The organism is Pseudomonas sp. (genome assembly GCF_035554175.1).
Taxonomy (GTDB): domain Bacteria; phylum Pseudomonadota; class Gammaproteobacteria; order Pseudomonadales; family Pseudomonadaceae; genus Aquipseudomonas.
The window spans coordinates 1-23092 of record NZ_DATMIV010000008.1; the positions used below are offsets into that span (position 1 = coordinate 1).

The 23092-nt window shown below is 59.0% G+C and carries 17 protein-coding genes and 1 rRNA gene; 7 read left to right on the forward strand and 11 right to left on the reverse strand.

What is annotated here, in order from left to right:
- Both fadB and VNV36_RS03205 read right to left on the reverse strand, forming a co-directional pair.
- On the reverse strand, positions 1–1887 hold a 1887-nt coding region (gene fadB, locus VNV36_RS03200), incomplete at its 3' end, for a fatty acid oxidation complex subunit alpha FadB (protein WP_325716177.1).
- 518 nt (positions 1888–2405) lie between these two features.
- Positions 2406–2843, reverse strand: coding sequence for a hypothetical protein (locus VNV36_RS03205; RefSeq protein ID WP_325716179.1), 438 nt, complete (start codon positions 2841–2843; stop codon positions 2406–2408).
- A gap of 103 nt (positions 2844–2946) precedes the next feature.
- On the opposite strand from VNV36_RS03205, the gene VNV36_RS03210 reads away from it, so the two are divergent.
- Complete coding sequence (locus tag VNV36_RS03210; protein ID WP_325716181.1) at positions 2947–3384, forward strand: universal stress protein; 438 nt, start codon at positions 2947–2949, stop codon at positions 3382–3384.
- Between the two features lie 174 nt (positions 3385–3558).
- On the opposite strand, the gene VNV36_RS03215 is transcribed toward VNV36_RS03210, so the two are convergent.
- Entirely contained in the window at positions 3559–5481 is a 1923-nt protein-coding gene (locus VNV36_RS03215) for an ATP-binding cassette domain-containing protein (RefSeq protein WP_325716183.1), read from the reverse strand.
- Positions 5482–5695: 214 nt separating this feature from the next.
- Here VNV36_RS03215 and VNV36_RS03220 point away from each other — a divergent pair, with 214 nt between their 5' ends.
- Positions 5696–7624 carry a transglycosylase SLT domain-containing protein gene (locus VNV36_RS03220; protein WP_325716185.1) on the forward strand — a complete coding sequence of 643 codons (1929 nt, stop codon included), beginning with the start codon at positions 5696–5698 and terminating at the stop codon, positions 7622–7624.
- 99 nt (positions 7625–7723) lie between these two features.
- Here the strand turns inward: VNV36_RS03220 and VNV36_RS03225 are convergent, their stop codons facing one another.
- Together VNV36_RS03225 and VNV36_RS03230 are read right to left on the reverse strand one after the other, a co-directional pair.
- Positions 7724–8749, reverse strand: a complete 1026-nt coding sequence (locus tag VNV36_RS03225) for a Fic family protein (RefSeq protein WP_325716187.1) — start codon at positions 8747–8749, stop codon at positions 7724–7726.
- Positions 8750–8806: 57 nt separating this feature from the next.
- On the reverse strand, positions 8807–10591 hold the full coding sequence (locus tag VNV36_RS03230) for an ABC transporter transmembrane domain-containing protein (RefSeq protein WP_325716189.1): 1785 nt from the start codon (positions 10589–10591) through the stop codon (positions 8807–8809).
- A gap of 256 nt (positions 10592–10847) precedes the next feature.
- Between VNV36_RS03230 and VNV36_RS03235 the strand changes: the two genes are divergently transcribed.
- Positions 10848–11027, forward strand: a complete 180-nt coding sequence (locus tag VNV36_RS03235; protein WP_325716191.1) for a PA1571 family protein — start codon at positions 10848–10850, stop codon at positions 11025–11027.
- A 188-nt stretch (positions 11028–11215) separates the two neighbouring features.
- Here the strand turns inward: VNV36_RS03235 and pdxB are convergent, their stop codons facing one another.
- Positions 11216–12361: a 4-phosphoerythronate dehydrogenase PdxB gene (gene pdxB / locus VNV36_RS03240; protein WP_325716193.1), complete on the reverse strand. Its 1146-nt coding sequence runs from the start codon at positions 12359–12361 to the stop codon at positions 11216–11218.
- 160 nt (positions 12362–12521) lie between these two features.
- On the opposite strand from pdxB, the gene VNV36_RS03245 reads away from it, so the two are divergent.
- The gene (locus VNV36_RS03245; RefSeq protein WP_325716195.1) at positions 12522–13931 is read left to right on the forward strand and encodes an MATE family efflux transporter; all 1410 of its coding nucleotides are present in this window, start codon (positions 12522–12524) and stop codon (positions 13929–13931) included.
- A gap of 129 nt (positions 13932–14060) precedes the next feature.
- Here VNV36_RS03245 and tusA read toward each other — a convergent pair whose 3' ends face one another.
- Positions 14061–14312 carry a sulfurtransferase TusA gene (tusA, locus tag VNV36_RS03250; RefSeq protein WP_325716197.1) on the reverse strand — a complete coding sequence of 84 codons (252 nt, stop codon included), beginning with the start codon at positions 14310–14312 and terminating at the stop codon, positions 14061–14063.
- A gap of 162 nt (positions 14313–14474) precedes the next feature.
- Positions 14475–15548 carry a 23S rRNA (cytidine(2498)-2'-O)-methyltransferase RlmM gene (gene rlmM, locus VNV36_RS03255; protein ID WP_325716199.1) on the reverse strand — a complete coding sequence of 358 codons (1074 nt, stop codon included), beginning with the start codon at positions 15546–15548 and terminating at the stop codon, positions 14475–14477.
- A 222-nt stretch (positions 15549–15770) separates the two neighbouring features.
- On the opposite strand from rlmM, the gene acnA reads away from it, so the two are divergent.
- Complete coding sequence (gene acnA / locus VNV36_RS03260; protein WP_325716201.1) at positions 15771–18512, forward strand: aconitate hydratase AcnA; 2742 nt, start codon at positions 15771–15773, stop codon at positions 18510–18512.
- Between the two features lie 316 nt (positions 18513–18828).
- On the opposite strand, the gene VNV36_RS03265 is transcribed toward acnA, so the two are convergent.
- Entirely contained in the window at positions 18829–19317 is a 489-nt protein-coding gene (locus VNV36_RS03265) for an SRPBCC family protein (protein ID WP_325716203.1), read from the reverse strand.
- Between the two features lie 184 nt (positions 19318–19501).
- Here VNV36_RS03265 and VNV36_RS03270 point away from each other — a divergent pair, with 184 nt between their 5' ends.
- Together VNV36_RS03270 and VNV36_RS03275 are read left to right on the forward strand one after the other, a co-directional pair.
- Entirely contained in the window at positions 19502–20416 is a 915-nt protein-coding gene (locus VNV36_RS03270) for an ADP-ribosylglycohydrolase family protein (RefSeq protein ID WP_325716207.1), read from the forward strand.
- A 47-nt stretch (positions 20417–20463) separates the two neighbouring features.
- Positions 20464–20868: a lysozyme inhibitor LprI family protein gene (locus tag VNV36_RS03275; protein ID WP_325716209.1), complete on the forward strand. Its 405-nt coding sequence runs from the start codon at positions 20464–20466 to the stop codon at positions 20866–20868.
- 46 nt (positions 20869–20914) lie between these two features.
- Here the strand turns inward: VNV36_RS03275 and mrdA are convergent, their stop codons facing one another.
- Together mrdA and rrf are read right to left on the reverse strand one after the other, a co-directional pair.
- A complete protein-coding gene (gene mrdA, locus VNV36_RS03280) occupies positions 20915–22807 on the reverse strand; it encodes a penicillin-binding protein 2 (RefSeq protein WP_325716205.1) in 1893 nt (630 codons plus the stop codon).
- 205 nt (positions 22808–23012) lie between these two features.
- A 5S ribosomal RNA gene (gene rrf / locus VNV36_RS25885) occupies positions 23013–23092 on the reverse strand; the annotation flags it as partial.

The window sequence follows — 23092 nt, forward strand, 5'->3', positions numbered from 1 at the left end:
GTTGATGATGTCTTCGTCGGTGACGTCGCGCTGTTCGTAGACGATCGGCTTGAGCACTTCGAGCACGGAAGCATCGACAACTTTCTTCGGCTTGCCCTTCTTGTCGGTCTCGTAGACGTAGAAGCCCTTGCCGTTCTTCTGGCCCAGGCGATTGGCGTCGTACAGCGCGTCCACAGCGGAGCGGCGGTCGTCTTTCATGCGGTCAGGGAAGCCCTCGGCCATGACGTCGCGGCCATGATGACCGGTGTCGATGCCGACCACGTCCATCAGGTAAGCCGGGCCCATTGGCCAGCCGAATTTCTCCATGACCTTGTCGATGCGCACGAAGTCGACACCGGCGCTGACCAGCTTGGCGAAACCGCCGAAGTACGGGAACAGGATGCGGTTGACCAGGAAGCCGGGGCAGTCGTTGACCACGATCGGGTTCTTGCCCATCTTCTTGGCGTAGGCCACGGTGGTCGCCACGGCGACTTCGCTGGACTTCTCGCCACGGATGACTTCAACCAGCGGCATCATGTGCACAGGGTTGAAGAAGTGCATGCCGACGAAGTTTTCCGGGCGCTTGAGCGCCTTGGCCAGCAAGCTGATGGAGATCGTCGAGGTGTTGGACGCGAGAATGGTGTTTTCACCCACCTGCCCTTCCACTTCGGCAAGCACGGCCTGCTTGACCTTCGGGTTCTCGACCACGGCTTCGACAACGAGGTCGACGGTGCCGAAATCGCCGTAGGACAGCGTAGGACGAATCGCATTGAGCGCTTCGGCCATCTTCGCGGAGGTCAGACGGCCTTTTTCGACGCGCTTGCCCAACAGCTTCGATGCTTCGCCCAGGCCCAGTGCGATGGCTTCTTCACGGATGTCCTTCATCAGGATCGGCGTGCCTTTGACAGCCGACTGATAGGCGATGCCGCCACCCATGATGCCAGCGCCCAATACAGCGGCCTGCTTCACGTCCTTGGCGACTTCGTCGTAGACCTTGGCTTTCTTTTTCAGCTCCTGATCGTTCAGGAACAGGCCGATCAGGCTCGCGGCGGCCGAGGTCTTGGCCATCTTCACGAAACCGGCGGCTTCCACTTCCAGCGCTTTGTCGCGACCGAAATTGGCGGCTTTCTGAATGGTCTTGATCGCTTCGACCGGCGCCGGGTAGTTCGGGCCGGCCTGACCGGCCACGAAACCCTTGGCGGTTTCGAAGGCCATCATCTGCTCGATGGCATTGAGCTTGAGCTTGTCCAGCTTCGGCTGACGCTTGGCCTTGAAATCGAACTCGCCGGAGATGGCGCGTTTGATCAGGTCCAGTGCGGCTTCCTGCAGCTTGCCCGGAGCGACCACTGCATCGACGGCGCCCACTTTCAGTGCGTCTTCAGCGCTGTTGTCTTTGCCGGACGCGATCCACTCGACGGCGTTATCGACACCGATCAGGCGTGGCAGACGGACGGTGCCGCCGAAGCCCGGGTAGATGCCGAGTTTGACTTCCGGCAGGCCGACCTTGGCGGTGGCGGACATGACGCGGAAGTCAGCGGCCAGGCACATTTCCAGACCGCCGCCCAGCGCGATGCCGTTAATGGCGGCGAGGGTCGGTACGTTGAGGTCTTCGAAGGCGCTGAAGATTTTGTTGGCTTCGAGGTTGCCGGCGACGAGTTCAGCGTCCGGCAGCTTGAAGTTATCGACGAATTCGGTGATGTCGGCGCCGACGATGAACACGTCCTTGGCGCTGGTGACAATGACGCCCTTGATCGAGCTGTCGGCCTTGATGGCTTCGATGGCCTGACTGAGGTCATTGAGGGTGAGACGGTTGAACTTGTTGACGGACTCACCCTTGAGGTCGAACTTCAATTCGACGATGCCACTTTCAAGAGCGTTAACCGTGATGGCTTTACCTTCGTAAATCATCAACTGATCTCCACGATATGGAAGCTGAACAATACACGTCGGACGCAGGCAAATGGCTCAGAAGGACGCTTTGCGTCGATGCTGACACCGATCCACCCGACACCCGCCAACGCGATAGTCGGGATTCTGTAGGAGCGCTCTGTAAGACAAACGCTCAATTCATACGCCCGTTTGATTCGGGTACGTCACCTTCAGGGAATTTCTGACAATTGTCAATCGCCCTGAATTCGGGCTAAAACGCGACTTTGCAGTCATTACTGCACCATGATGAGCAGCAACACGTGCCCTCATGATCAGTCATTCATAAAATCAATAGTCAGGAAAGTCGCCCTGAATCCCGGCCAGCCCTGTTCAGAGGGCTATGCTGCGTGAAGTACGCCAAGATACCCACAGCAAAAGTGTCACCCGCCAGCACAGTTACCGGCCTGCCTGGCCAACCCGCCCGATGAATCATGTCGGGCTTTTTATCGCCCGTCTGCCGGAGCTGTCACACCCTTGCAGTGAGAAAAATCCACGCATCAAGCCAGCGCTTTCAGCGTCGCGTCGATATCCTGCAGGATCGTAGCCTCGCCCTTCTCTCCCCAGTACAGAGCAATCATCTGCTTGTCCGCCTCGATCTTGAAAACGTTGCCCGGCAACTTTTCGAAATAATCGAGCAGAGACCGCTCTTCACAGATTTCCTGCCATTGATTGACCCAGACACCCGGCGCTTTCTGCCAATAGACCCAGCATGCCGGCTGACTGCCACGGCGCGGCCGATGGTACTGGGCGCAGGGATTCGGCGGCTCCGGCAACAACCAGTGCGGCCACTCCTGGGGTGCCAGCTGCATGGCCAGGCCGATCCGTCGCGCCTCCATGCGCAGAGCCATGCGGCCGCTTTGCGTACGCGATGGACGCAACCATGCCAGCGGACTTAAAACTACCAGCAGGATTGACACCACCAGCCAGACCGTCATATCTGTACTCCCGATTTTTGATGAGCCCATTGTGTCACTTGCGAACCAATGCGCTTGAAACCAGCCATACTTACCAATATCGAACCCTCAGGAGGAGCACCTCATGCCCTACCACCACATACTGGTCGCTGTAGATCTGACCGAAGAGTGCGACCCTGTGATCCACCGCGCCCGCGAGCTGTCGGCGAGCAACGGTGCCAAGCTGTCGCTGGTGCATATCGTCGAACCGATGGCCATGGCGTTCGGTGGCGACGTGCCGATGGACCTGTCACAACTGCAACAGCAGCAGTTCGATCAGGCCAAGGAACGCCTCGAAAGGTTGAAGTCCAAATACACCGAACTCGTGGGCGCCAATTGCCATTTGACCTACGGCCAGCCACGGCAGGAAATCCACCATTTCGCCAAGGAACAGCAATGCGATCTGATCGTGGTCGGCAGCCATGGCCGTCATGGCCTGGCACTGCTGCTTGGCTCGACCGCGAATGATGTACTGCACGGTGCGCCTTGCGATGTCCTGGCGGTACACCTGGTCAAACGTTGAAACACCGATCAGTGTAGGAGTGAGCCTGCTCGCGATAGCGTTCTGACAGTCGACAAGTTCGTTGAATGTCAAACCGCTATCGCGAGCAGGCTCACTCCTACAAGGGAACTGCGTTTACATATGAAAAGCCCGGCGCTCATCACTGAGCGCCGGGCTTTTTCACAGGCGGATCAATCAGGCATCCAGCTCGGCCCAACGCTCTACCAATGCATCCAGCTCAGCTTGCAACTGCTCCAGAGAAGCAATCACCTTGGCCGTTTCCGCCGGCGGACGCTGATAGAAACCGGCTTCAGCCATTTCAGCTTCTACCGCAGCAATCTGCTGTTCCTTGGCATCGATATCGCCCGGCAAGGCTTCCAGTTCGCGCTGCAGCTTGTAGCTCAACTTCTTCTTCGCAGCCGGGGCAGCAGCTGCAGGCGCCACCACGGGAGCCGGCTCAGCAGTCACCACCGCCGAATTCAGGTCAGCCTTGCCCGATTTGCTTTCGGTCACGCCCAGCAGGCGCGGCGAGCCGCCCTGACGGATCCAGTCCTGATAGCCGCCGACGTATTCACGAACCTTGCCTTCACCTTCGAAGACCAGTGTGCTGGTGACCACGTTGTCGAGGAATGCCCGGTCGTGGCTGACCATCAGTACAGTACCGTTGAAGGTCAGCAGCACTTCTTCGAGCAGCTCGAGAGTTTCCACATCGAGGTCGTTGGTCGGTTCGTCGAGCACCAGCAGGTTGGCCGGTTTGCTGAACAACTTCGCCAGCAACAGCCGCGCACGCTCACCACCGGACAACGCCTTGACCGGCGTGCGGGCGCGCTGCGGGCTGAACAGGAAGTCGCCGAGATAACTCAATACGTGGCGGCTCTGACCGTCGATATCGATAAAGTCGCGACCTTCGGCAACGTTGTCGATCACGGTTTTTTCCAGATCCAGCTGATGGCGCAACTGGTCAAAGTAGGCCACGTCGATGCGCGTACCTTCTTCCACTTTGCCGCTGGTCGGTTGCAGGCCGCTGAGCATCAGTTTCAGCAGGGTGGTCTTGCCGGTACCGTTGGCGCCGAGCAGACCGATACGGTCGCCGCGCTGCAGGACCATCGAGAAATCCTTGATCAGGAACGGCCCGCCCGGGTGAGCGAAACTCACGTTCTCAAGCACCATCACCTGCTTGCCGGACTTGTCGGCGGTTTCCAGCTGGATGTTGGCCTTGCCGGTGCGCTCGCGACGCTCGCTGCGCTCAACGCGTAACGCTTTCAGCGCGCGCACACGGCCTTCGTTACGGGTACGCCGGGCCTTGATGCCCTGACGGATCCACACTTCTTCCTGGGCCAGGCGCTTGTCGAACAGCGCGTTGGCGGTTTCTTCAGCGGCAAGCGCCGCCTCTTTGTGCACGAGGAAGCTGGCGTAGTCGCCGTTCCAGTCGATCAGGCCGCCGCGATCCAGTTCGAGAATGCGCGTGGCGAGGTTTTGCAGGAAGGAACGGTCGTGCGTGATGAACAGCACGGCGCCCTGGAAATCTTTCAGCGCCTCTTCGAGCCAGGCAATCGCACCGATGTCCAGGTGGTTGGTCGGCTCGTCGAGCAGCAGCAGATCCGGCTCGGACACCAGCGCTTGCGCCAGCAATACGCGACGGCGCCAGCCGCCGGACAGTTCGGCGAGGGTCTTGTCGGCCGGCAGTTGCAGGCGGCTCAGGGTGCTGTCGACCAGCGTCTGCAAACGCCAGCCGTCGCGGGCTTCGAGGTCGTGCTGGACGTGCATCAGCTTGTCCAGATCGGCGTCGGTGACGATGTTCTGGCTAAGGTGGTGATATTCGGCGAGCAAGGCGCCCACACCGTCGAGGCCTTCAGCCACCACGTCGAATACCGTCCTGTCGTCGGCCACCGGCAATTCTTGCGGCAATTCGCCGATTTTCAGACCGGGGGCACGCCACACCGAACCGTCATCGGGCTTCTGGTCGCCCTTGACCAGTTTCATCATGCTGGACTTGCCAGTGCCGTTGCGGCCGATGATGCACACCCGCTCACCACGGGCGATCTGCCAGGACACCTTGTCCAACAACGGCATAGCGCCGAACGCAAGGGACACATCGCTGAATTTGAGCAGGGTCATGAGCTTCTCCAAAAACCGGGCGCGCATTCTACCTGACTTGAGGCGCCAGCAGGCCGGCAATTTGTCTGTCAGAGCACTCCGCACAACATTTGTTGCGAACTTGTGCGGCGAGGCTTGCAAAGCTTTCGCCGCTTGCTGGCAAAAGGCTAAGCTACAGACAATTCAGTGCGGATTTCGGTCAGCACTTGTCATGATTTCTCTGCCCGGATGTCTCATGCGCAGTCGCCTTTTCAGTGTTTTGTCCTGTTTGTTACTCACCGCCGCTGCCGCTCAATCCGTCCAGGCGGTGGACCTTTCCACCCAACGCCAGTATTACGATGAAGCCAAGCGCGCCTTGGCCAAGGGCGATAGCGGCCCGTATTTTCGCTACAGCCAGGCATTGGCCGATTATCCGCTGGAACCGTACCTGGCCTACGACGAGCTGACCGCACGCCTGAAGACCGCGAGCAATGCGGAAATCGAGAAATTCCTGGCCGAACACGGCGACCTGCCGCAAGCCAACTGGATGAAGCTGCGCTGGTTGCGCTGGCTCGCCGACCGTGGCGACTGGGCGACGTTCGTCAAGTATTACGACCCGAAGCTGAATTTCACCGAACTCGATTGCCTCAACGCTCAGTACCAGATCAGCCACGACAAGAAAGCCGAAGGCTATGCCAACACGGAAAAGCTCTGGCTGACCGGCAAATCGCAACCGGCCGCCTGTGACGCGCTGTTCGGCATCTGGGCCGCCGACGGCCAGCTCACCGAGCAGAAACGCTGGGAGCGCACCAAGCTCGCTGCGCAGGCGCGCAACTATCCGCTGGCCAACAGCCTGATCAACGGCCTGACCACCCTTGCACCGCGCGGTCGCCTGCTGGTCGACGTGGCGCAGAAACCCGAGCTGCTCAATCAGCCGTCGCGCTTCACTCCCGCCGATGAACCGATGTCCGATGTCGTCAGCCTCGGCCTGCGTCGCCTGGCCCGACAGGATCCGGACAAGGCCATGGCCTTGCTCGACGGGTACGCCAGCAGCATGCATTTCTCTCGCGATGAAAAAGTCGCGATCGCCCGTGAGATCGGTCTGACCCTGGCGCGCCGCTTCGACAGCCGCGCGCTGGATGTGATGACCAAATACGATCCGGAACTGCGTGACAACACCGTGTCGGAATGGCGCCTGCGTCTGTTGCTGCGCCTGGCCCGCTGGGACGATGCCTACGAACTGACCAAACGCCTCCCGCAAGACCTGGCCACCACCAACCGCTGGCGCTACTGGCAGGCGCGGAGCCTGGAATTGGCCCAGCCGCAGAACCCGCAAGCACTGACCCTGTACAGGAATCTGGCGAGGGAACGGGACTTTTACGGTTTCCTCGCCGCTGACCGTTCGCAGTCGCCCTACTCGCTGAACACCAAGCCGCTGGTGCTCAGTCAGGCGCTGATCAACAAGGTGCGCAACACCCCGGGCGTGCGCCGCGCGCTGGAGTTTCACGCACGTGGGCAGATCGTCGACGGACGACGCGAGTGGTATCACGTCAGCCGTCATTTCAACCGCGATGAAATGGTCGCCCAGGCCAAACTGGCGTACGACCTGAAGTGGTATTTCCCGGCAATCCGCACCATCAGTCAGGCGCAGTACTGGGACGATCTGGACATCCGCTTCCCGATGGCCCACCGCGACACCCTCGTACGTGAAGCCAAGGTGCGTGGCCTGCATTCGAGCTGGGTGTTCGCCATCACTCGTCAGGAAAGCGCCTTTATGGACGACGCCCGCTCCGGTGTTGGCGCCAGCGGCCTGATGCAACTGATGCCCGGTACCGCCAAGGAAACCGCGCGCAAGTTCAGCATTCCTCTGGCCTCCCCACAACAAGTGCTCGATCCGGACAAGAATATCCAGCTCGGCGCCGCCTACCTCAGTCAAGTGCACAGCCAGTTCAACGGCAACCGCGTGCTCGCCTCCGCCGCCTACAACGCCGGCCCCGGCCGCGTGCGTCAGTGGCTGCGTGGCGCCGATCACCTGAGCTTCGACGTCTGGGTGGAAAGCATCCCGTTCGACGAAACCCGCCAATACGTGCAGAACGTGCTGTCGTACTCGGTGATCTACGGCCAGAAACTCAACTCGCCACAACCACTGGTGGATTGGCATGAGCGGTATTTTGATGATCAATAACCGGTGATCCCGGTTAGGCAGGAGCTGCCGAAAGCTGTGATCTTTTGATTTTGCTTAAAAAATGCCCGCATTTGATGCGGGCATTTTTCATCTTGCTGACTACTGTTTCGCCCGCACGACCTTTCGCCTGCCAGCTTCTGTCGTCAGGTATCTCTGGTTGGGACTATTTGGACTTAGCGGATTGCTCATTTCCACAAATCCCGCCGCCAATGCGGGCTTGAGATAGTTGTTCCTGAACGTCGCCTTGTGTGCCAACCCCAACTCGGCCATTAGCTCGCTGATGCGTAGCGCCCGGCCTCCCAACGTTTCCAATAGCTTTTTTACTGGGTCGGTTACTGGGTCGGTTACTGGGTCGGTCGCTGACTCGCTTTTGATCGCTTCGCGCAGTGAAAGGCTCAAGGCATGAAGCATGTATTCCACGAAGGGCGTCGCTTCAGCCATTCGATCCGCCGCTGAAAGCGCGCTGTAATAAGCGTCCTGTTGATCCCGGATGACCGCTTCAACAGGCAAATAGGCCAGCACCGGACGCCACTGACTGAGAATCAATGTTTGCCAAAGACGTCCCATCCTCCCATTTCCGTCGGCAAACGGATGAATAAACTCGAATTCGTAATGGAAGACACAACTGATAATCAGCGGATGCCAGTCAGAGGCGCCAAGCCACGCCAACAGATCATCGATCAAATGCGCGATTCGACTTGGTGGTGGCGCCATATGCACCAATTGATCGCCTCGGTAGATGCCAACGCCTGTCCGACGCAACTGCCCGCATTCTTCGATCAAACCCTGCATCAGCAGCTCGTGAGCTCGCAATAGATCGACCTTGCTCGCCGGTTTCCAGGAGGGCATCGATTCATAAGCCGCAAAGGCGTTGTGAACTTCCTGTATCTCCCTGGGTAGCCCTAGCACTCGCCGCCCGGCTATGACTGCCGTCACCTGCTCGACGCTCAACGTATTATTTTCAATAGCCAGCGAGGCCTGAATTGTTCGGATGCGATTGCTTCGGCGCAGTTGCGGCGTCTGTCGGCTGTCGTCTACTGCCAAAAGCTGACCTATTTGCTCGCTGATTTCCGCGATCAAAGTAATCATTCGTGCGGTCAGGGTCAGCGGCGGCTGGTAGCTCATGTCCTCATCCTAGCAATTCGTACAGTCCGCCATGATGCCCGATGTGACCGCCGGGCATCACTCTTGTTTGGCCGTTTCTTGCCCATCATTGAACTGCAACGCCGCCAGCCGCGCATACAGCGGATTACTGGCGATCAATTCCTGATGTGTCCCCACCGCTACCAACTTGCCTTGATCCATCACCGCGATCCGGTGAGCGTTCTTCACCGTGGCCAGGCGGTGCGCAATCACCAGCGTGGTGCGATTTTCCATCAGCGTTGGCAGGGCTTGCTGGATCAAGTGCTCGCTTTGCGCATCGAGGGCGCTGGTGGCTTCGTCCAGTAAAAGGATCGGCGCGTCCACCAGCAAGGCGCGGGCGATTGCCAGACGCTGGCGTTGACCGCCCGAAAGTCCCAGGCCGCCGTCGCCCAGATGCGTCTGATAGCCGTCAGGCATTTGTTCGATGAAGTCGTGGGCGTGGGCGATTCGTGCGGCCTGCTTGACCTGCTCCAGCGTGGCCGTCGGGCAACCGTAGCGAATGTTCTCCTCCACACTGCCGAAAAACAGTGCCGGCGTTTGCGAGACCAGCGCGAAACAGCGGCGCAGATCCAGCGGGTCAAGACTGGTAAGCGGCACGCCATCGAGCAGAATCTGGCCCTCGCGCGGATCGTAGAAACGCAGCAGCAGGTCGTAAACCGTGGACTTTCCGGCACCGGACGGCCCCACCAACGCGAGGGTTTCGCCCGCCCTCACCGCCAGATTCAAGCCATCGACCGCATAGCTTTCTGGACGCGACGGGTAGGAAAAACGCACGTCCTTAAGTTCAAGTTCGCCCTTGACCCGCGCTGGCAACGTTATCAGGCCGGTGCTCGGGGCCTGGATGATATTTTCCGAGCGCAGCAGTTCCGCGATCCGTTCAGCGGCGCCCGCAGCGCGTTGCAGTTCGCCGATCACTTCGCTCAAGGTGCCGAAAGCGCTGCCGACGATCAGGCTGTAGAAAACGAATGCCGCCAGCTCGCCGGCCGATATCCGCCCGGCCATTACGTCCATGCCGCCGACCCACAACATCACCGCCACCGCGCCAAGCACCAGCACGATCACCAGTGTGATCAGCCATGCCCGCTGGAAAATCCGCTTGCGCGCGGTCTCGAACGCCTGCTCGACTGTCGAAGCAAAACGCTGCTCGTCCTGCACCTGGTGATTATAGGCCTGTACGGTTTTGATCTGGCCGAGCGTTTCCGAGACGTAGCTGCCAATATCGGCGATGCGATCCTGGCTCTGGCGCGACAGATTGCGCACACGGCGACCGAAAACAAGGATCGGCGCAATCACCAACGGCAGGGCGATCACGACAATGCTGGTGAGTTTGGGATTGGTGATGAACAGCAACACGACACCGCCAATCACCATCAGCAGATTGCGCAAAAACAGTGAGAGCGATGAGCCGATCACCGATTGCAACAAGGTCGTATCGGCGGTCAGCCGCGACTGGATTTCCGAGCTGCGATTGTCCTCGTAGAAACCCGGATGCAGATACACCAGATGATTGAACACCTGACGACGAATGTCGGCAACCACGCGCTCGCCGATCCACGACACCAGATAAAACCGCGCGAAAGTCCCCAGCGCCAGCCCGAGCACCAGCAGCATGAAAATCCCGATCGACTGGTTGAGCAGATGCGGTGAGCGGGTCATGAAACCTTGATCCACCAACAACTTGATGCCCTGCCCCATCGACAAGGTGATGCCGGCGGTGACGATCAATGCAAGCAATGCGCCGAAGGCATGCCAACGGTACGGCAGGAGAAAATGACTGGTCAGGCGCAAGGCGCGCCGGTGCCGGGAGGAAAGCATGGAGATCATGGAAGTTACGTCTGCGCAGATGAATAGGGCCAGCCCACCGACTCAGATGGGGGGGAACTCTGTAAATCACAATGAGTCAGGTTAAATATGCCCGTGACAACCGGATGCTGGAAACGATTGGTCTAAGGTTGCGGTTGAGCCGGGCGATCATTTCTGTTTGAGTGGAAATGCCCCGCCGACAGACCGCAGGGAGTTGTCACAGCCTGGTCACGTGGCGGTTTTAATTTAGGCACACAACCTGATGAGGAGACAGGCCATGTCCTTGCAACACAGCAGCGATGACAAGATTCAAGTGATCCGTACCCAACCCGACCAGTCTCTGGGTTGCTCGATGATCGACGAGGATGGACGCGAAGTACCGATCACTGAAGACATGATCCAGGACGCTTGCCGCGAACTGGAAAAACGATTGGTCAAGCCCGCCGAACAAGAGTGATATAGCCACCGTCTTCCTGACCCGGCCCTGGTTGGCCGGGTTTTTTCTGTGCGTAATTTGCTGCAAATCATGTAGGAGCTGTCGAGTGAAACGAGGCTGCGATCTTTGGTTCTTTAAAAAGCAAGATCAAAAGATCGCAGCCTCGCTTCACTCGACAGCTCCTACACAGTTCCTACAGGCCAAGACGGTTATGGGACCGGGGTTGCGCCGAGCGCCTCAACGATCTGCCGCAACACCGACGAATCCCCTTCAATCCGCACCTTCAGCCCTTCGATCTCGCGTCGCACTGGATATCGCTTGCGCAACAGGTCAAACGCCGCTCGCTGTTCAGCGACATTGCCTACCAGACTGCGGCGAAAATCCGCGTCGTCGCGGCGCGGGTCGTACACGCCTCGGCACAACATCGCCAGCGCCCACGCCGGATCGCTGTCACCGTGCAGGGAAACCTGCGACAGCCACGGGGCTGGCAGCAGATCACTGAGCTGGATGTCCGCAGGCTGGCCAATGAAAGCACAGTACGCCTGATAGATCTGCGCCGTCCCGCGCTGTTTGCCATCGAGGCTGTACCCGGCAATGTGCGGCGTGGCCAGTACGCAGAGTTCGGCCAGCGCAACGTCCACTTCCGGTTCTTTTTCCCAGACATCGAGCACTGCTTGCAGGTCTTCGCGCTCCAGCAGCACCTCACGCAGCGCCGCATTGTCTACGACAGGTCCGCGCGCGGCGTTGATCAGCCACGTCCCCTGCTTGAGTTGCTGTAAGCGTTGTAGATCGAACAGATGCCAGGTCGCATCGTCGCCGCTGCGGGTCAATGGCGTATGCAGACTGATGACGTCGCACTGCTCGATGACTTGCTCGAGGCTGACGTAATCGCCACCCTCGGCAGCCTGACGCAGCGGATCGCACACCTTCACGTTCCAGCCCAGCCCCTTCAAGACCTTGATCAAGCGACCGCCGACTTCACCGGCCCCCACCACACCGTAAGTGCGCTGAGTCAGATCGGCGCCTTCGATTTCCGCCAGCGTCATCAGACTGCCCAACACGTAATCGACCACACCCCGAGCATTGCAACCCGGTGCGCTCGACCAGATGATCCCGGCCTCATTGAAGTAATCGAGATCCAGATGGTCAGTGCCGATAGTGCAGGTACCGACAAAGCACACCTTGCTGCCCGCGAGCAACGCACGGTTGACGTTGGTCACCGAACGCACCAGCAAAACATCGGCCTGTTCGACCGTCGCGCGGTCTATGGAGCGGCCCGGCACCCGGCGGATTTCGCCGAAACCGGCAAAAAAGGCATCGAGCAGCGGGATATTTTCGTCGGCAACAATCAGCATGGCGGGCTCCTTGGGCGGATCGGCAGTTTAGGTGCAGACGCCTGGATCAGCCAGCAGGGTTTGCGCTTACAAATCCGCAACAGAGGATTTTTCCTGACTGCCACGTCAGCGGCGTAGAATGCGCGGCCTTGCGCATCAACAATTTCTGGACGCTTTGCCTGTGAACCCTGTTATTGACCAACCTGTCGCCACCTCCCTGACCCGCCCCGCGCGGATTCGTCTGGAGTTGAAAAACCTGCTTGCCCTGGCCTTGCCGATCATCATCGCGCAACTGGCGACCACGGCCATGGGCTTCGTCGATGCGGTGATGGCCGGGCGTGTCGGGCCGAAAGATCTGGCGGCCGTGGCGCTGGGCAACTCGATCTGGGTTCCGGTGTTTCTATTGATGACCGGCACCCTGCTCGCCACCACGCCGAAAGTCGCTCAGCGCTTCGGCGCTGGCAAGCACAGCGAAATCGGCCCGATCGTGCGTCAGGCGTTGTGGCTGGCATTGGTGGTGGGCCTGATTGCCACCTCAATGCTGGTCGCCGCCGAGCCGGTGCTGCACTTGATGAAGGTCGATCCCGAACTGATCGGCCCGTGCATGCAATATCTGCATGGCATCGCCAGCGGCTTGCCGGCGGTGGCCTTCTATCATGTGTTGCGTTGCACCAGTGACGGCATCGGCCGGACCCGCCCGGCAATGGTGTTGGGCCTGTGCGGTCTGGCGTTGAACATTCCGTTGAACTACATCTTCATTTACGGCCACTTTGGCGTGCCAGCGATGGGCGGCGTCGGCTGCGGCTGGGCCACGGCCATTGTGATGTGGGTGATGGCGCTGGGCCTGGCCGGTTACGAACGCTGGGCGCCTGCCTATCGCTCGAGCGAACTGTTCAGCCGCTTCGACTGGCCGCAATGGGCGGTGATCAAGCGTCTGCTGTCGATTGGCTTGCCGATCGGCATCGCGGTGTTTGCCGAATCGAGCATTTTCGCCGTGATCGCCCTGCTCATCGGCAGTCTCGGCGCCACGGTAGTGGCCGGGCATCAGATCGCGCTGAATGTCAGCTCGCTGGTGTTCATGATTCCGTACTCGCTGGGCATGGCGGTCACCGTGCGTGTCGGCCAGGCGTTGGGCCGCGAAGAACCGCGCGAGGCGCGTTTTGCGGCGGGCGTCGGCATGGGCACTGCGCTGGCCTACGCCTGCCTGTCGGCGAGCCTGATGCTGTTGCTGCGCGAACCGATTGCGGCGATTTACACTGCCGATCCAACGGTAATTCACATTGCGGCGATGCTGATTGTCTATTCGGCGCTGTTCCAGTTTTCCGATGCGATTCAGGTTACCGCTGCGGGCGCCTTGCGCGGGTATCAGGACACGCGGGTGACGATGATTCTGACGCTGTTCGCTTACTGGGGGATCGGTCTGCCGGTCGGTTATGCGCTGGGCCTGACCGACTGGCTCGGCGAGCCGCGCGGCCCGAGCGGTTTGTGGCAGGGCTTGATCGTCGGCTTGAGCTGCGCGGCGCTGATGCTGTCGATTCGCCTGACGCGCAGTGCGCGCAAGCGGATCCGGATCAGTCGTTCGGTGGGCTGAGAGTTATCCGGAAAAAATGTGGGAGCGAGCCTGCTCGCGAATGCGCTGTGTCAGTCAGAGCTGATGTCGACTGATACACCGCTTTCGCGAGCAGGCTCGCTCCCACAGTTGTTTTATGTGTAGCTACTGTCAGGCGTGCTTCTTGCGAATCCAATACAGATAAGTACCAGCCTCTTCACACTGGCTGACCAGTTCATGGTCGAGAAACACACAAAACTTGGGGATATCGCGCTTGGTCGAGGGATCGGTGGCGATCACCTTGAGCAGGCCGCCGGGCACCAGATCGCGGATGTGCTGGTGCAACATCATCACCGGCTCCGGGCAATTGAGGCCGGTGGCGTCGAGGGTGCCGTCGACCGGGGTATCGATCATTTCACTCATGGTTCACTCCAGAAACTGGCCGGCATTGTCGCGCATTGTGGGATATCGTCCAACCCATGTGGGAGCGAGCCTGCTCGCGAATACGGTGTTTCATCCAACATTGATGTCGGCTGACAAGACGCTTTCGCGAGCCGGCTCGCTCCCACAAGGGCTTGCGCTGTTTCAGCGGGACTTGGGCTTTTTGCTGTCGTACCGACGCAAGTGGCAGGTCACTTCCTCGCGGTCGTGATACAGCTGCTTGCAGCCGATATCGACCTTGATTCCGCGCGCCTTGAACCCATCGGCAATGCGTTCCAGCAGGCGCTTAACCTCGGCATAACGCTGCTTCATCGGCAGCTTCAGGTTGACCACTGCTTCGCGACAGTGCCCCTCGCCGATCCACTCTTCCAGCATCGCCGCATTCCTTGCAGGCTTCTCGACGATGTCGCAGACCATCCAGTCCACCGGCTGTTTGGGCTTGAAGGTAAAGCCGTCAGCCATCAGATGCTGCACCAGCCCGGTTTCCATCAGGCTTTCAGCCATCGGGCCGTTGTCGATGGCGGTGACCAGCATGCCCCGGTTGACCAGTTGCCAGGTCCAGCCGCCCGGCGCGGCGCCGAGGTCTACGCCGGTCATGTCGCTGTGCAGGCGATCCTCCCATTGATCGCGCGGGATGAAGTGGTGCCACGCTTCTTCCAGTTTCAACGTCGAGCGGCTTGGCGCCTCGCGCGGAAACTTCAGGCGCGGAATGCCCATCGGCCACATCGCCGAATTGCCGGCGTCCGCCATGCCAAGAAACACTTCGCGACCGCTTTTGAACGTCATCAACAAACGCGGCTTGCTGGCGTCGTCCACCAGTTTGCCGGCGGCGGTCAACGCCTTGCGCAGCGGGCCTTCGAACTTCTTGCAGAAATTCGACAGTTCCTTGCCGTCGTTGGTATCGACCACTTCCAGCCACAAACTGCCGAATGCAGGGAAATTGGCCATGTGCGCGAGGATCACACTGATCCGATCGTTTTCCGGCAGATCGATAAAGAAGCCACGCGCCCACTGACGCGGGAAGATCAGTTCGGCGAAACGCTGACCGCGCATCAGACGTTCGGCGCCGTCTTCTTCAGTGCAGACAAACTCGGCGCAGGCCGTGGCTGCTTTGGCTTTGGCGTAACCGGCGACATCGAGTCGGGCAGCCAGATCGGAAATCTCCGAGCAGACTTCGCCTTCGAAGCCGGGCCGGCAGTGCATGAATAGGGTGTTCATTCTTACTCCTGGGCAGAAGACGATCATTCATCTGCTGCGCGATGCTCAGGCTTTGCGTTGCCGCAATGCCTGTCACGAAAACCGGCGCATGATAGCCGAAGTCGGAACCTTGGTTCCGCCCATAGAGTCCAGTTATTAGCCAGCTACTCAAAACAGGGCTAGGTTTAATGCTCTGCCCGTCCCCTCAGTCCGTAGCCGTGCGGACTCAAAGGAGTGATCGTAATGCCGTCCCTCGATAGTCTGAAGTCATTGAAAACCCTACAAATCGACGACAAGACCTACCACTATTTCAGCCTGCCGGAAGCCGCCAAAAGCCTGGGCGACCTCGACAAGCTGCCAATGTCGTTGAAGGTCCTGCTGGAAAACCTGCTGCGCTGGGAAGATGAAAAAACCGTCACCGGCGCCGACCTCAAGGCCATAGCTGCCTGGCTCAAGGAGCGCCGCTCCGATCGGGAAATCCAGTATCGCCCGGCTCGGGTATTGATGCAGGATTTCACCGGCGTCCCCGCCGTGGTCGACCTCGCCGCAATGCGCGCAGCGATGGCCAAGGCCGGCGGCGACCCGCAGCGGATCAATCCGTTATCCCCCGTGGATCTGGTGATTGACCACTCGGTGATGGTCGACAAGTTCGCCAGCGCCAGTGCATTTGAACAAAACGTCGACATCGAAATGCAACGCAACGGCGAGCGCTATGCCTTCCTGCGCTGGGGCCAAAGCGCATTTGATAATTTCAGCGTGGTGCCGCCGGGCACCGGTATCTGTCACCAGGTCAACCTCGAGTACCTCGGCCGCACGGTGTGGACCAAGGATGAGGACGGGCGCACCTATGCCTTCCCCGACACGCTGGTGGGCACCGACTCCCACACCACCATGATCAACGGCCTCGGCGTGCTCGGCTGGGGCGTTGGCGGGATCGAAGCGGAAGCGGCGATGCTCGGACAACCGGTATCGATGCTGATTCCGGAAGTGATCGGCTTCAAGCTCACCGGCAAACTCAAGGAAGGCATCACCGCTACCGACCTGGTGCTGACCGTGACGCAGATGCTGCGCAAGAAAGGCGTGGTCGGCAAATTCGTCGAATTCTATGGCGACGGCCTCGCCGACCTGCCGCTGGCGGATCGTGCGACCATTGCCAACATGGCCCCGGAATACGGTGCGACGTGCGGTTTCTTCCCGGTCGATGATGTGACGCTGGAGTATCTGCGCCTGTCCGGCCGGCCGCCGGAAGTGGTGAAACTGGTCGAGGCCTATACCAAGGCTCAGGGTCTGTGGCGCCTGCCAGGCCAGGAGCCGGTGTTCACCGACAGTCTGGCCCTGGACATGGGTAGCGTCGAAGCCAGTCTGGCCGGGCCAAAACGGCCACAGGATCGCGTCTCGCTGCCCAATGTCGCGCAGGCCTTCAGTGACTTCATAAACCTGCAATTCAAACCGACCAGCAAAGAAGAAGGACGTCTGGAAAGCGAGGGCGGTGGCGGCGTGGCTGTTGGCAACGCCGATCTGGTTGGCGAAACGGACTACGAGTACGAGGGCAAAACCTATCGTCTGAAAAACGGCGCTGTGGTCATCGCCGCAATCACTTCGTGCACCAACACTTCCAATCCGAGCGTAATGATGGCGGCCGGGCTGCTGGCAAAAAAAGCCGTGGAGAAAGGCCTGACCCGCAAACCGTGGGTCAAGAGTTCACTGGCGCCGGGCTCGAAAGTGGTCACCGACTATTACAAGGCTGCCGGCCTGACCCAGTATCTGGATCAACTCGGTTTTTCCTTGGTCGGCTATGGCTGCACGACCTGCATCGGCAACTCCGGGCCACTGCCGGAGCCGATCGAGAAAGCCATTCAGAAAGCCGATCTGACTGTCGCATCGGTGTTGTCCGGCAACCGCAACTTTGAAGGTCGCGTGCACCCACTGGTGAAAACCAACTGGCTGGCTTCGCCGCCGCTGGTCGTCGCTTACGCATTGGCCGGCAGCGTGCGCACCGACATCAGCAGCGAACCGTTGGGCGAGGACCAACAGGGTAATCCGGTCTATTTGCGCGATATCTGGCCCAGCAGTCGGGAAATTGCCGAGGCGGTGAATCAGGTCAACACTGCGATGTTCCACAAGGAGTACGCCGAAGTATTTGCCGGTGATGAGCAATGGCAAGCCATCGAGGTGCCGCAAGCGGCCACTTACGTGTGGCAGGACGACTCGACCTACATTCAGCATCCACCTTTTTTCGACGACATTGCCGGCCCATTGCCGGAAGTGAAAGACGTCAAAGGCGCGCGGGTTCTGGCTTTGCTCGGCGATTCGGTAACCACCGACCACATCTCCCCCGCCGGCAATATCAAGGTCGAGAGCCCGGCCGGGCGTTATCTCCAGGAAAAAGGTGTCGAGCCGCGCGACTTCAACTCCTACGGTTCACGTCGCGGTAATCATGAAGTAATGATGCGCGGCACTTTTGCCAACATCCGCATTCGCAATGAAATGCTCGGGGGCGAGGAAGGTGGCAACACCCTCTATATTCCCACCGGGGAAAAAATGGCCATCTACGATGCAGCCATGAAGTATCAGGCGTCGGGCACGCCACTGGTGGTGGTTGCCGGGCAAGAATACGGCACCGGGTCAAGCCGTGACTGGGCGGCGAAAGGCACTAATCTGCTGGGCGTCAAGGCCGTCATTGCGGAAAGCTTCGAGCGAATTCACCGCTCCAATCTTGTCGGTATGGGCGTGCTGCCGTTGCAGTTCAAGCTTGATCAGAATCGCAAGAGTCTCAACCTGACCGGCAAGGAAACGTTCGAGATTCTGGGATTGACCGGCGTTGAGCTGACACCGCGGATGAACCTGCCGCTAGTGATCACTCGCGAGGATGGCCGTCAGGAGAAGATCGAAGTCTTGTGCCGCATTGATACGTTGAATGAGGTCGAGTACTTCAAATCCGGGGGGATTCTGCATTACGTGTTGCGGCAGTTGATTGCTTCGTAACGGGGTGACGTTCGCGCAGGCTGCGATCTCTTTGACCTCGGTTTTTTAGAGCCAGATCAAAAGATCGCAGCCTTCGGCAGCTCCTACGTGCAGGCGAAAAAAAACCCGCCGAAGCGGGTTTTTCCCAAGACCATTATCGACTCCCTGTCGGCAGCGATCCTTGCAAATGGTCGATCATCCATGATCCTGAAACACTCCCTGTGTCTCAGTTGATGGGTGTAGATTACCCAGTGGATCCAATCAGCAATAGTCGTAAAAGCTACCAACGCGTGTAAGACATTCGCCATACATACACTTCCGAAAACCCTTAGCCTTGTCAGCCACCACCGGCTTCACGGGCCTTGGCACTCTCGGCAAGAAACTGCTCAAGCCTGCTCAACTGCTCCTCCCAGCCGCGGCTGTCCATGTAATAGGCTTCTTTCTGGCGAATATCGGGAATATGCGCAAAGCCGGATTCCGACACCTTGAGCAGCGTACCGTCTTCGAAATCCTGCAGCTCGAATTTGACCAGCGTGGTGGGTTCCTGGGAGTAGTCGATCTTCGGATTCACCGCATACGGATGCCAGCGGAAAGAAAACAATTGCTGCGGCTCGACCCTCTCGATCAGCACATTCCACAAGACATGTTCATAACCGGGGTACGTGACCTGGCCCTGTGTCCATTCGCCGGCGATGAACCGTCTGCCCTCGAGCGCCACGCCGAACCACTGACCAAACGCCTCGGCATCGACCAATGCACGCCAGACGTGAGAACGCGACGCCTTGAGCGTGATTTTGCGTTCGAAACTGTTAGGTACTGGTTTCATACGTCACCTCCTGTTCTGAACACTAGGCTTGTATGACCACATGTCCAATGCGAAGTTGTATCGAAGCGCTGCAGCGATTGATTGGCATGGAAACATTCGGCTGTATTTCTTCGATCCTGGTTCAGCGCCGCGTCAACGTCGAAGCTGTTATCTTTTCCAGAATCCGCATCGACAAGGACGAATCATGCTGCCCTCTCTCGCCGAACGTTATCGCGGCGCCCTCCTCGGTCTGGCTTGCGGCGATGCCGTCGGCACTACGGTCGAGTTCCAACCGCGAGGATCATTTCAGCCGCTCACCGATATGGTCGGCGGGGGCCCATTCCAGCTCAAGCCCGGGCAATGGACCGATGACACTTCAATGGCCCTGTGTCTGGCCGAGAGCCTGCTGAGCAAAAACGGCTTCGATGCGGCCGATCAGATGGGCCGCTATCTCAATTGGTGGAAATGGGGATACCTGAGTTCCACTGGTGAATGTTTCGACATCGGCATGACAGTGAGCCAGGCCTTGGAACAATACCAGCGAACCGGGGAGCCCGTTGCTGGCTCGACTGACCCGTACAGCGCTGGCAACGGTTCACTGATGCGCCTGGCGCCGGTCGTGCTGTTTTACTTTCCAGACACAGACAAAATCCAGACGTACGCCGCAGACAGTTCGCGCACCACCCACGCGGCGCCAGAGGCTATCGAGTGCTGCCAATTGTTGGCCGACTTGATCGCGAGAGCGCTTGAAGGTGCGGATAAAACGCGGCTGCGTCAGTCTTCACTTGCTCAGATTTCCCAACCCAAGGTGATTGCGCTTGCCCGGGGTGAATACCTCAATAAAGCGGAAACTGAAATCAAAGGCAGCGGTTATAGCGTTCAATCGCTGGAGGCCGCGCTGTGGTGTTTTCATCACACCGGAAGTTACGCTGAAGCGGTTCTCAAAGCCGCGAACCTGGGAGATGACGCCGACACCACTGCCGCTATCGTCGGCCAGTTGGCAGGCGCTTACTACGGTGTTCGAGCCATTCCCGAACACTGGCTGGAACGTCTGCATGAAGGCGAAGAGATCGCGGCACTTGCGGATCGCTTGCTTGAGGCCTCAAGGCAACGTACATGACTAACGCTACACTGCTGCGTACTTCCACCCGATATAGCGAGAACCTCATGTCACCACGCCTGCTTATGGTCTTGACGCCCTTTTTGTTTTCCTCAGTCGCCCATGCCGCCGTTGACTGCGCTAACGCCAGTGACCAGGCGACGATGAATCAATGCGCGGGACAGGCGTTCAAAGCGGCCGACAAGGAATTGAACGCGGTCTACCAGCAGATCACCGGGCGCCTGAAAGACAATCCGGACGGCAAAAAGCTGTTGGTCAACGCGCAGCGGGCGTGGCTCGGGTTTCGTGACGCCGAGTGCAAGTTTTCTGCCTCCGGCGTCGCTGGCGGGAGCGTTTATCCGTTGATTTACAGCGATTGTCTGACAGCCGTGACCAAGGCGCGGGTCGAAGCGTTCAAGCAATATTTAAAGTGCGAGGAAGGTGACATGAGTTGCCCGGTGCCCGGGGTGTAGTTGCAGGCTCAGCTTGCGTGAGCCTGCGCGGTGAGGCCGGTGCGAGCTAAACGTGCGGATCACCTGGAGCTTTGCTTGGCGCCGCGTATTGCGGCTTGAGATGGCCGTCCTGATCGAGTAGCCAAGCGTCCATGATCTGCCGCACCACCGGACCGGCGACTCGACCGCCGGCCTCACCATTCTCGATCATTACCGAGATGGCGATCTTCGGATGTTCTGCTGGTGCGAATCCGACGAACAATGCGTTGTCGCGGTGGCGCTCGAGGGTTTTCTCGCGGTTGTAGCGCTCGCCCTGCTTGATCGCCACAACTTGCGCTGTGCCACTCTTGCCCGCGATGCGGTATTGCGCGCCTGCAGCGGCCGCTCGGGCAATGCCACGAGCATCGTGCATGACCATTTGCATACCGTGGTTGACCTGCTCCCAATCGCGCGGATCCTTGAGCAGAATATTCGGCATCGGGTGCTCGTCAACGGGTGCTACGCCATCGACCGACTTGGCCAAGTGTGGCCGGTTCCATATCCCCTTGTTGGCGATCAGTGCAGTCGCCTGGGCCAACTGCAAAGGTGTGACCTGCATGTAGCCCTGGCCAATGCCGAGAATGACAGTTTCGCCTGGATACCAGGCCTGTCTGCGCGTGGCGCGCTTCCAGGCTTGCGACGGCATCAGCCCGGGCGACTCTTCAAACATATCAAGCGAGACTTTTTCGCCGAGACCGAACATCGCCATGTAATCGTGCAGCCGATCGATGCCGAGTTTATGCGCCAGGTCGTAGAAGTAGGTGTCGTTGGAGCGCATGATCGCCGCGTCCATGTCTACCCAGCCATCGCCGCTGTGATTCCAGTTGCGGTACTTATGATCGAAATCCGGAAGTTGATAATAGCCCGGATCATAGACGCGGGTTTGCGGCGTGACGACGCCGGCGTCCAGACCTGCGATGGCCACTTCCGGTTTGATGGTTGAGCCCGGCGCGTACAGGCCGCGAAGCACCCGATTGAACAGTGGCCGGTCGATGGAGTCACGCAGCGCCGAGTATTCCTTGGAGCTGATGCCAGTGACGAACAGATTAGGGTCAAAGCTTGGGTTGCTGACCATCGCCAGCACCTCTCCGGTAGAAGGGTCGAGGGCAACCACTGAACCACGACGGTCGCCCAGTGCCGCTTCGGCAGCTTCCTGCAGTTTGACGTCGAGGCTCAATACAATGTTTTTACCGGGCACCGGATCGGTATGTTTGAGCACACGCAGCACTCGGCCTTGAGCGTTGGTCTCGACTTCTTCGTAGCCGACATGACCATGCAGTTGTGCCTCATAGAAGCGCTCGATACCGGTTTTACCGATGGATTGCGTACCACGGTACTCGACCGAATCGAGTGTCTTCGCTTCTTTTTCATTGATTCGGCCGACATAACCGATGGAATGGGCGAAATGGGAGCCAAGCGGATAGTGGCGAACGAACTGTGGTTCCACATCCAGGCCCGGTAAGCGGAATTCGTTGACCGCCAACACCGCGATCTGCTCTTCCGTCAGCTCATAGAACAGCGTTACCGGTGTGAACGGATGCCTGGATTGCTTCATCGCCTTGTCGAATACCGTGCGGTCTTCGGCAGGCAGGTGCAGCAAGCGGATGACTTCGTCGAGTTCCTGATTGACGTTGGTTGCACGCTCACGGGTGATGGTCAGGTTGTAGCTGGGACGATTGTCGGCGAGCAGCACGCCGTTACGATCGTAGATCAGGCCTCGAGTGGGCGGAATCGGCAGGACATGGACGCGATTGTTTTCGGAGATGGTCGAGTGGTAATCAAACTCCACCACTTGCAGGATATACAGACGCACCACCAGGGCACAGCTGATTGCCAAGACGAACAGAGCACAGGCAATCAACCGTTTGTTGACCAGCCGTGTTTCTTTTTCATGATCCTTGATCGGAATGGGTTCAGGCATTTCTACAGCAACTCTTTGACATGAATGAGTGCCGATCCGTGGGCGAGACATCAGTCCGTTAAAAAACGAGCTGCACCATACCAAAACTGGCCGACCACTTCAGGTCGTATTTCCCCATTGGCAGTCAGAGTGGCGCTTGCCGCAAACTTTCTCGCAGGCAAAACAAAACCCCAACTGCTTTCGCAATTGGGGTTTCGGAATTTAATCTTGACGATGACCTACTCTCACATGGGGAAACCCCACACTACCATCGGCGATGCATCGTTTCACTGCTGAGTTCGGGAT

Coding starts and splice junctions, on each gene's coding strand:
- VNV36_RS03205 (WP_325716179.1), bottom strand. CDS start 2,843: ATGACGGTCTGGCTGGTGGTGTCAATCCTGCTGGTAGTTTTAAGTCCG.
- VNV36_RS03210 (WP_325716181.1), top strand. CDS start 2,947: ATGCCCTACCACCACATACTGGTCGCTGTAGATCTGACCGAAGAGTGC.
- VNV36_RS03215 (WP_325716183.1), bottom strand. CDS start 5,481: ATGACCCTGCTCAAATTCAGCGATGTGTCCCTTGCGTTCGGCGCTATG.
- VNV36_RS03220 (WP_325716185.1), top strand. CDS start 5,696: ATGCGCAGTCGCCTTTTCAGTGTTTTGTCCTGTTTGTTACTCACCGCC.
- VNV36_RS03225 (WP_325716187.1), bottom strand. CDS start 8,749: ATGAGCTACCAGCCGCCGCTGACCCTGACCGCACGAATGATTACTTTG.
- VNV36_RS03230 (WP_325716189.1), bottom strand. CDS start 10,591: ATGATCTCCATGCTTTCCTCCCGGCACCGGCGCGCCTTGCGCCTGACC.
- VNV36_RS03235 (WP_325716191.1), top strand. CDS start 10,848: ATGTCCTTGCAACACAGCAGCGATGACAAGATTCAAGTGATCCGTACC.
- pdxB (WP_325716193.1), bottom strand. CDS start 12,361: ATGCTGATTGTTGCCGACGAAAATATCCCGCTGCTCGATGCCTTTTTT.
- tusA (WP_325716197.1), bottom strand. CDS start 14,312: ATGAGTGAAATGATCGATACCCCGGTCGACGGCACCCTCGACGCCACC.
- rlmM (WP_325716199.1), bottom strand. CDS start 15,548: ATGAACACCCTATTCATGCACTGCCGGCCCGGCTTCGAAGGCGAAGTC.
- acnA (WP_325716201.1), top strand. CDS start 15,771: ATGCCGTCCCTCGATAGTCTGAAGTCATTGAAAACCCTACAAATCGAC.
- VNV36_RS03265 (WP_325716203.1), bottom strand. CDS start 19,317: ATGAAACCAGTACCTAACAGTTTCGAACGCAAAATCACGCTCAAGGCG.
- VNV36_RS03270 (WP_325716207.1), top strand. CDS start 19,502: ATGCTGCCCTCTCTCGCCGAACGTTATCGCGGCGCCCTCCTCGGTCTG.
- VNV36_RS03275 (WP_325716209.1), top strand. CDS start 20,464: ATGTCACCACGCCTGCTTATGGTCTTGACGCCCTTTTTGTTTTCCTCA.
- mrdA (WP_325716205.1), bottom strand. CDS start 22,807: ATGCCTGAACCCATTCCGATCAAGGATCATGAAAAAGAAACACGGCTG.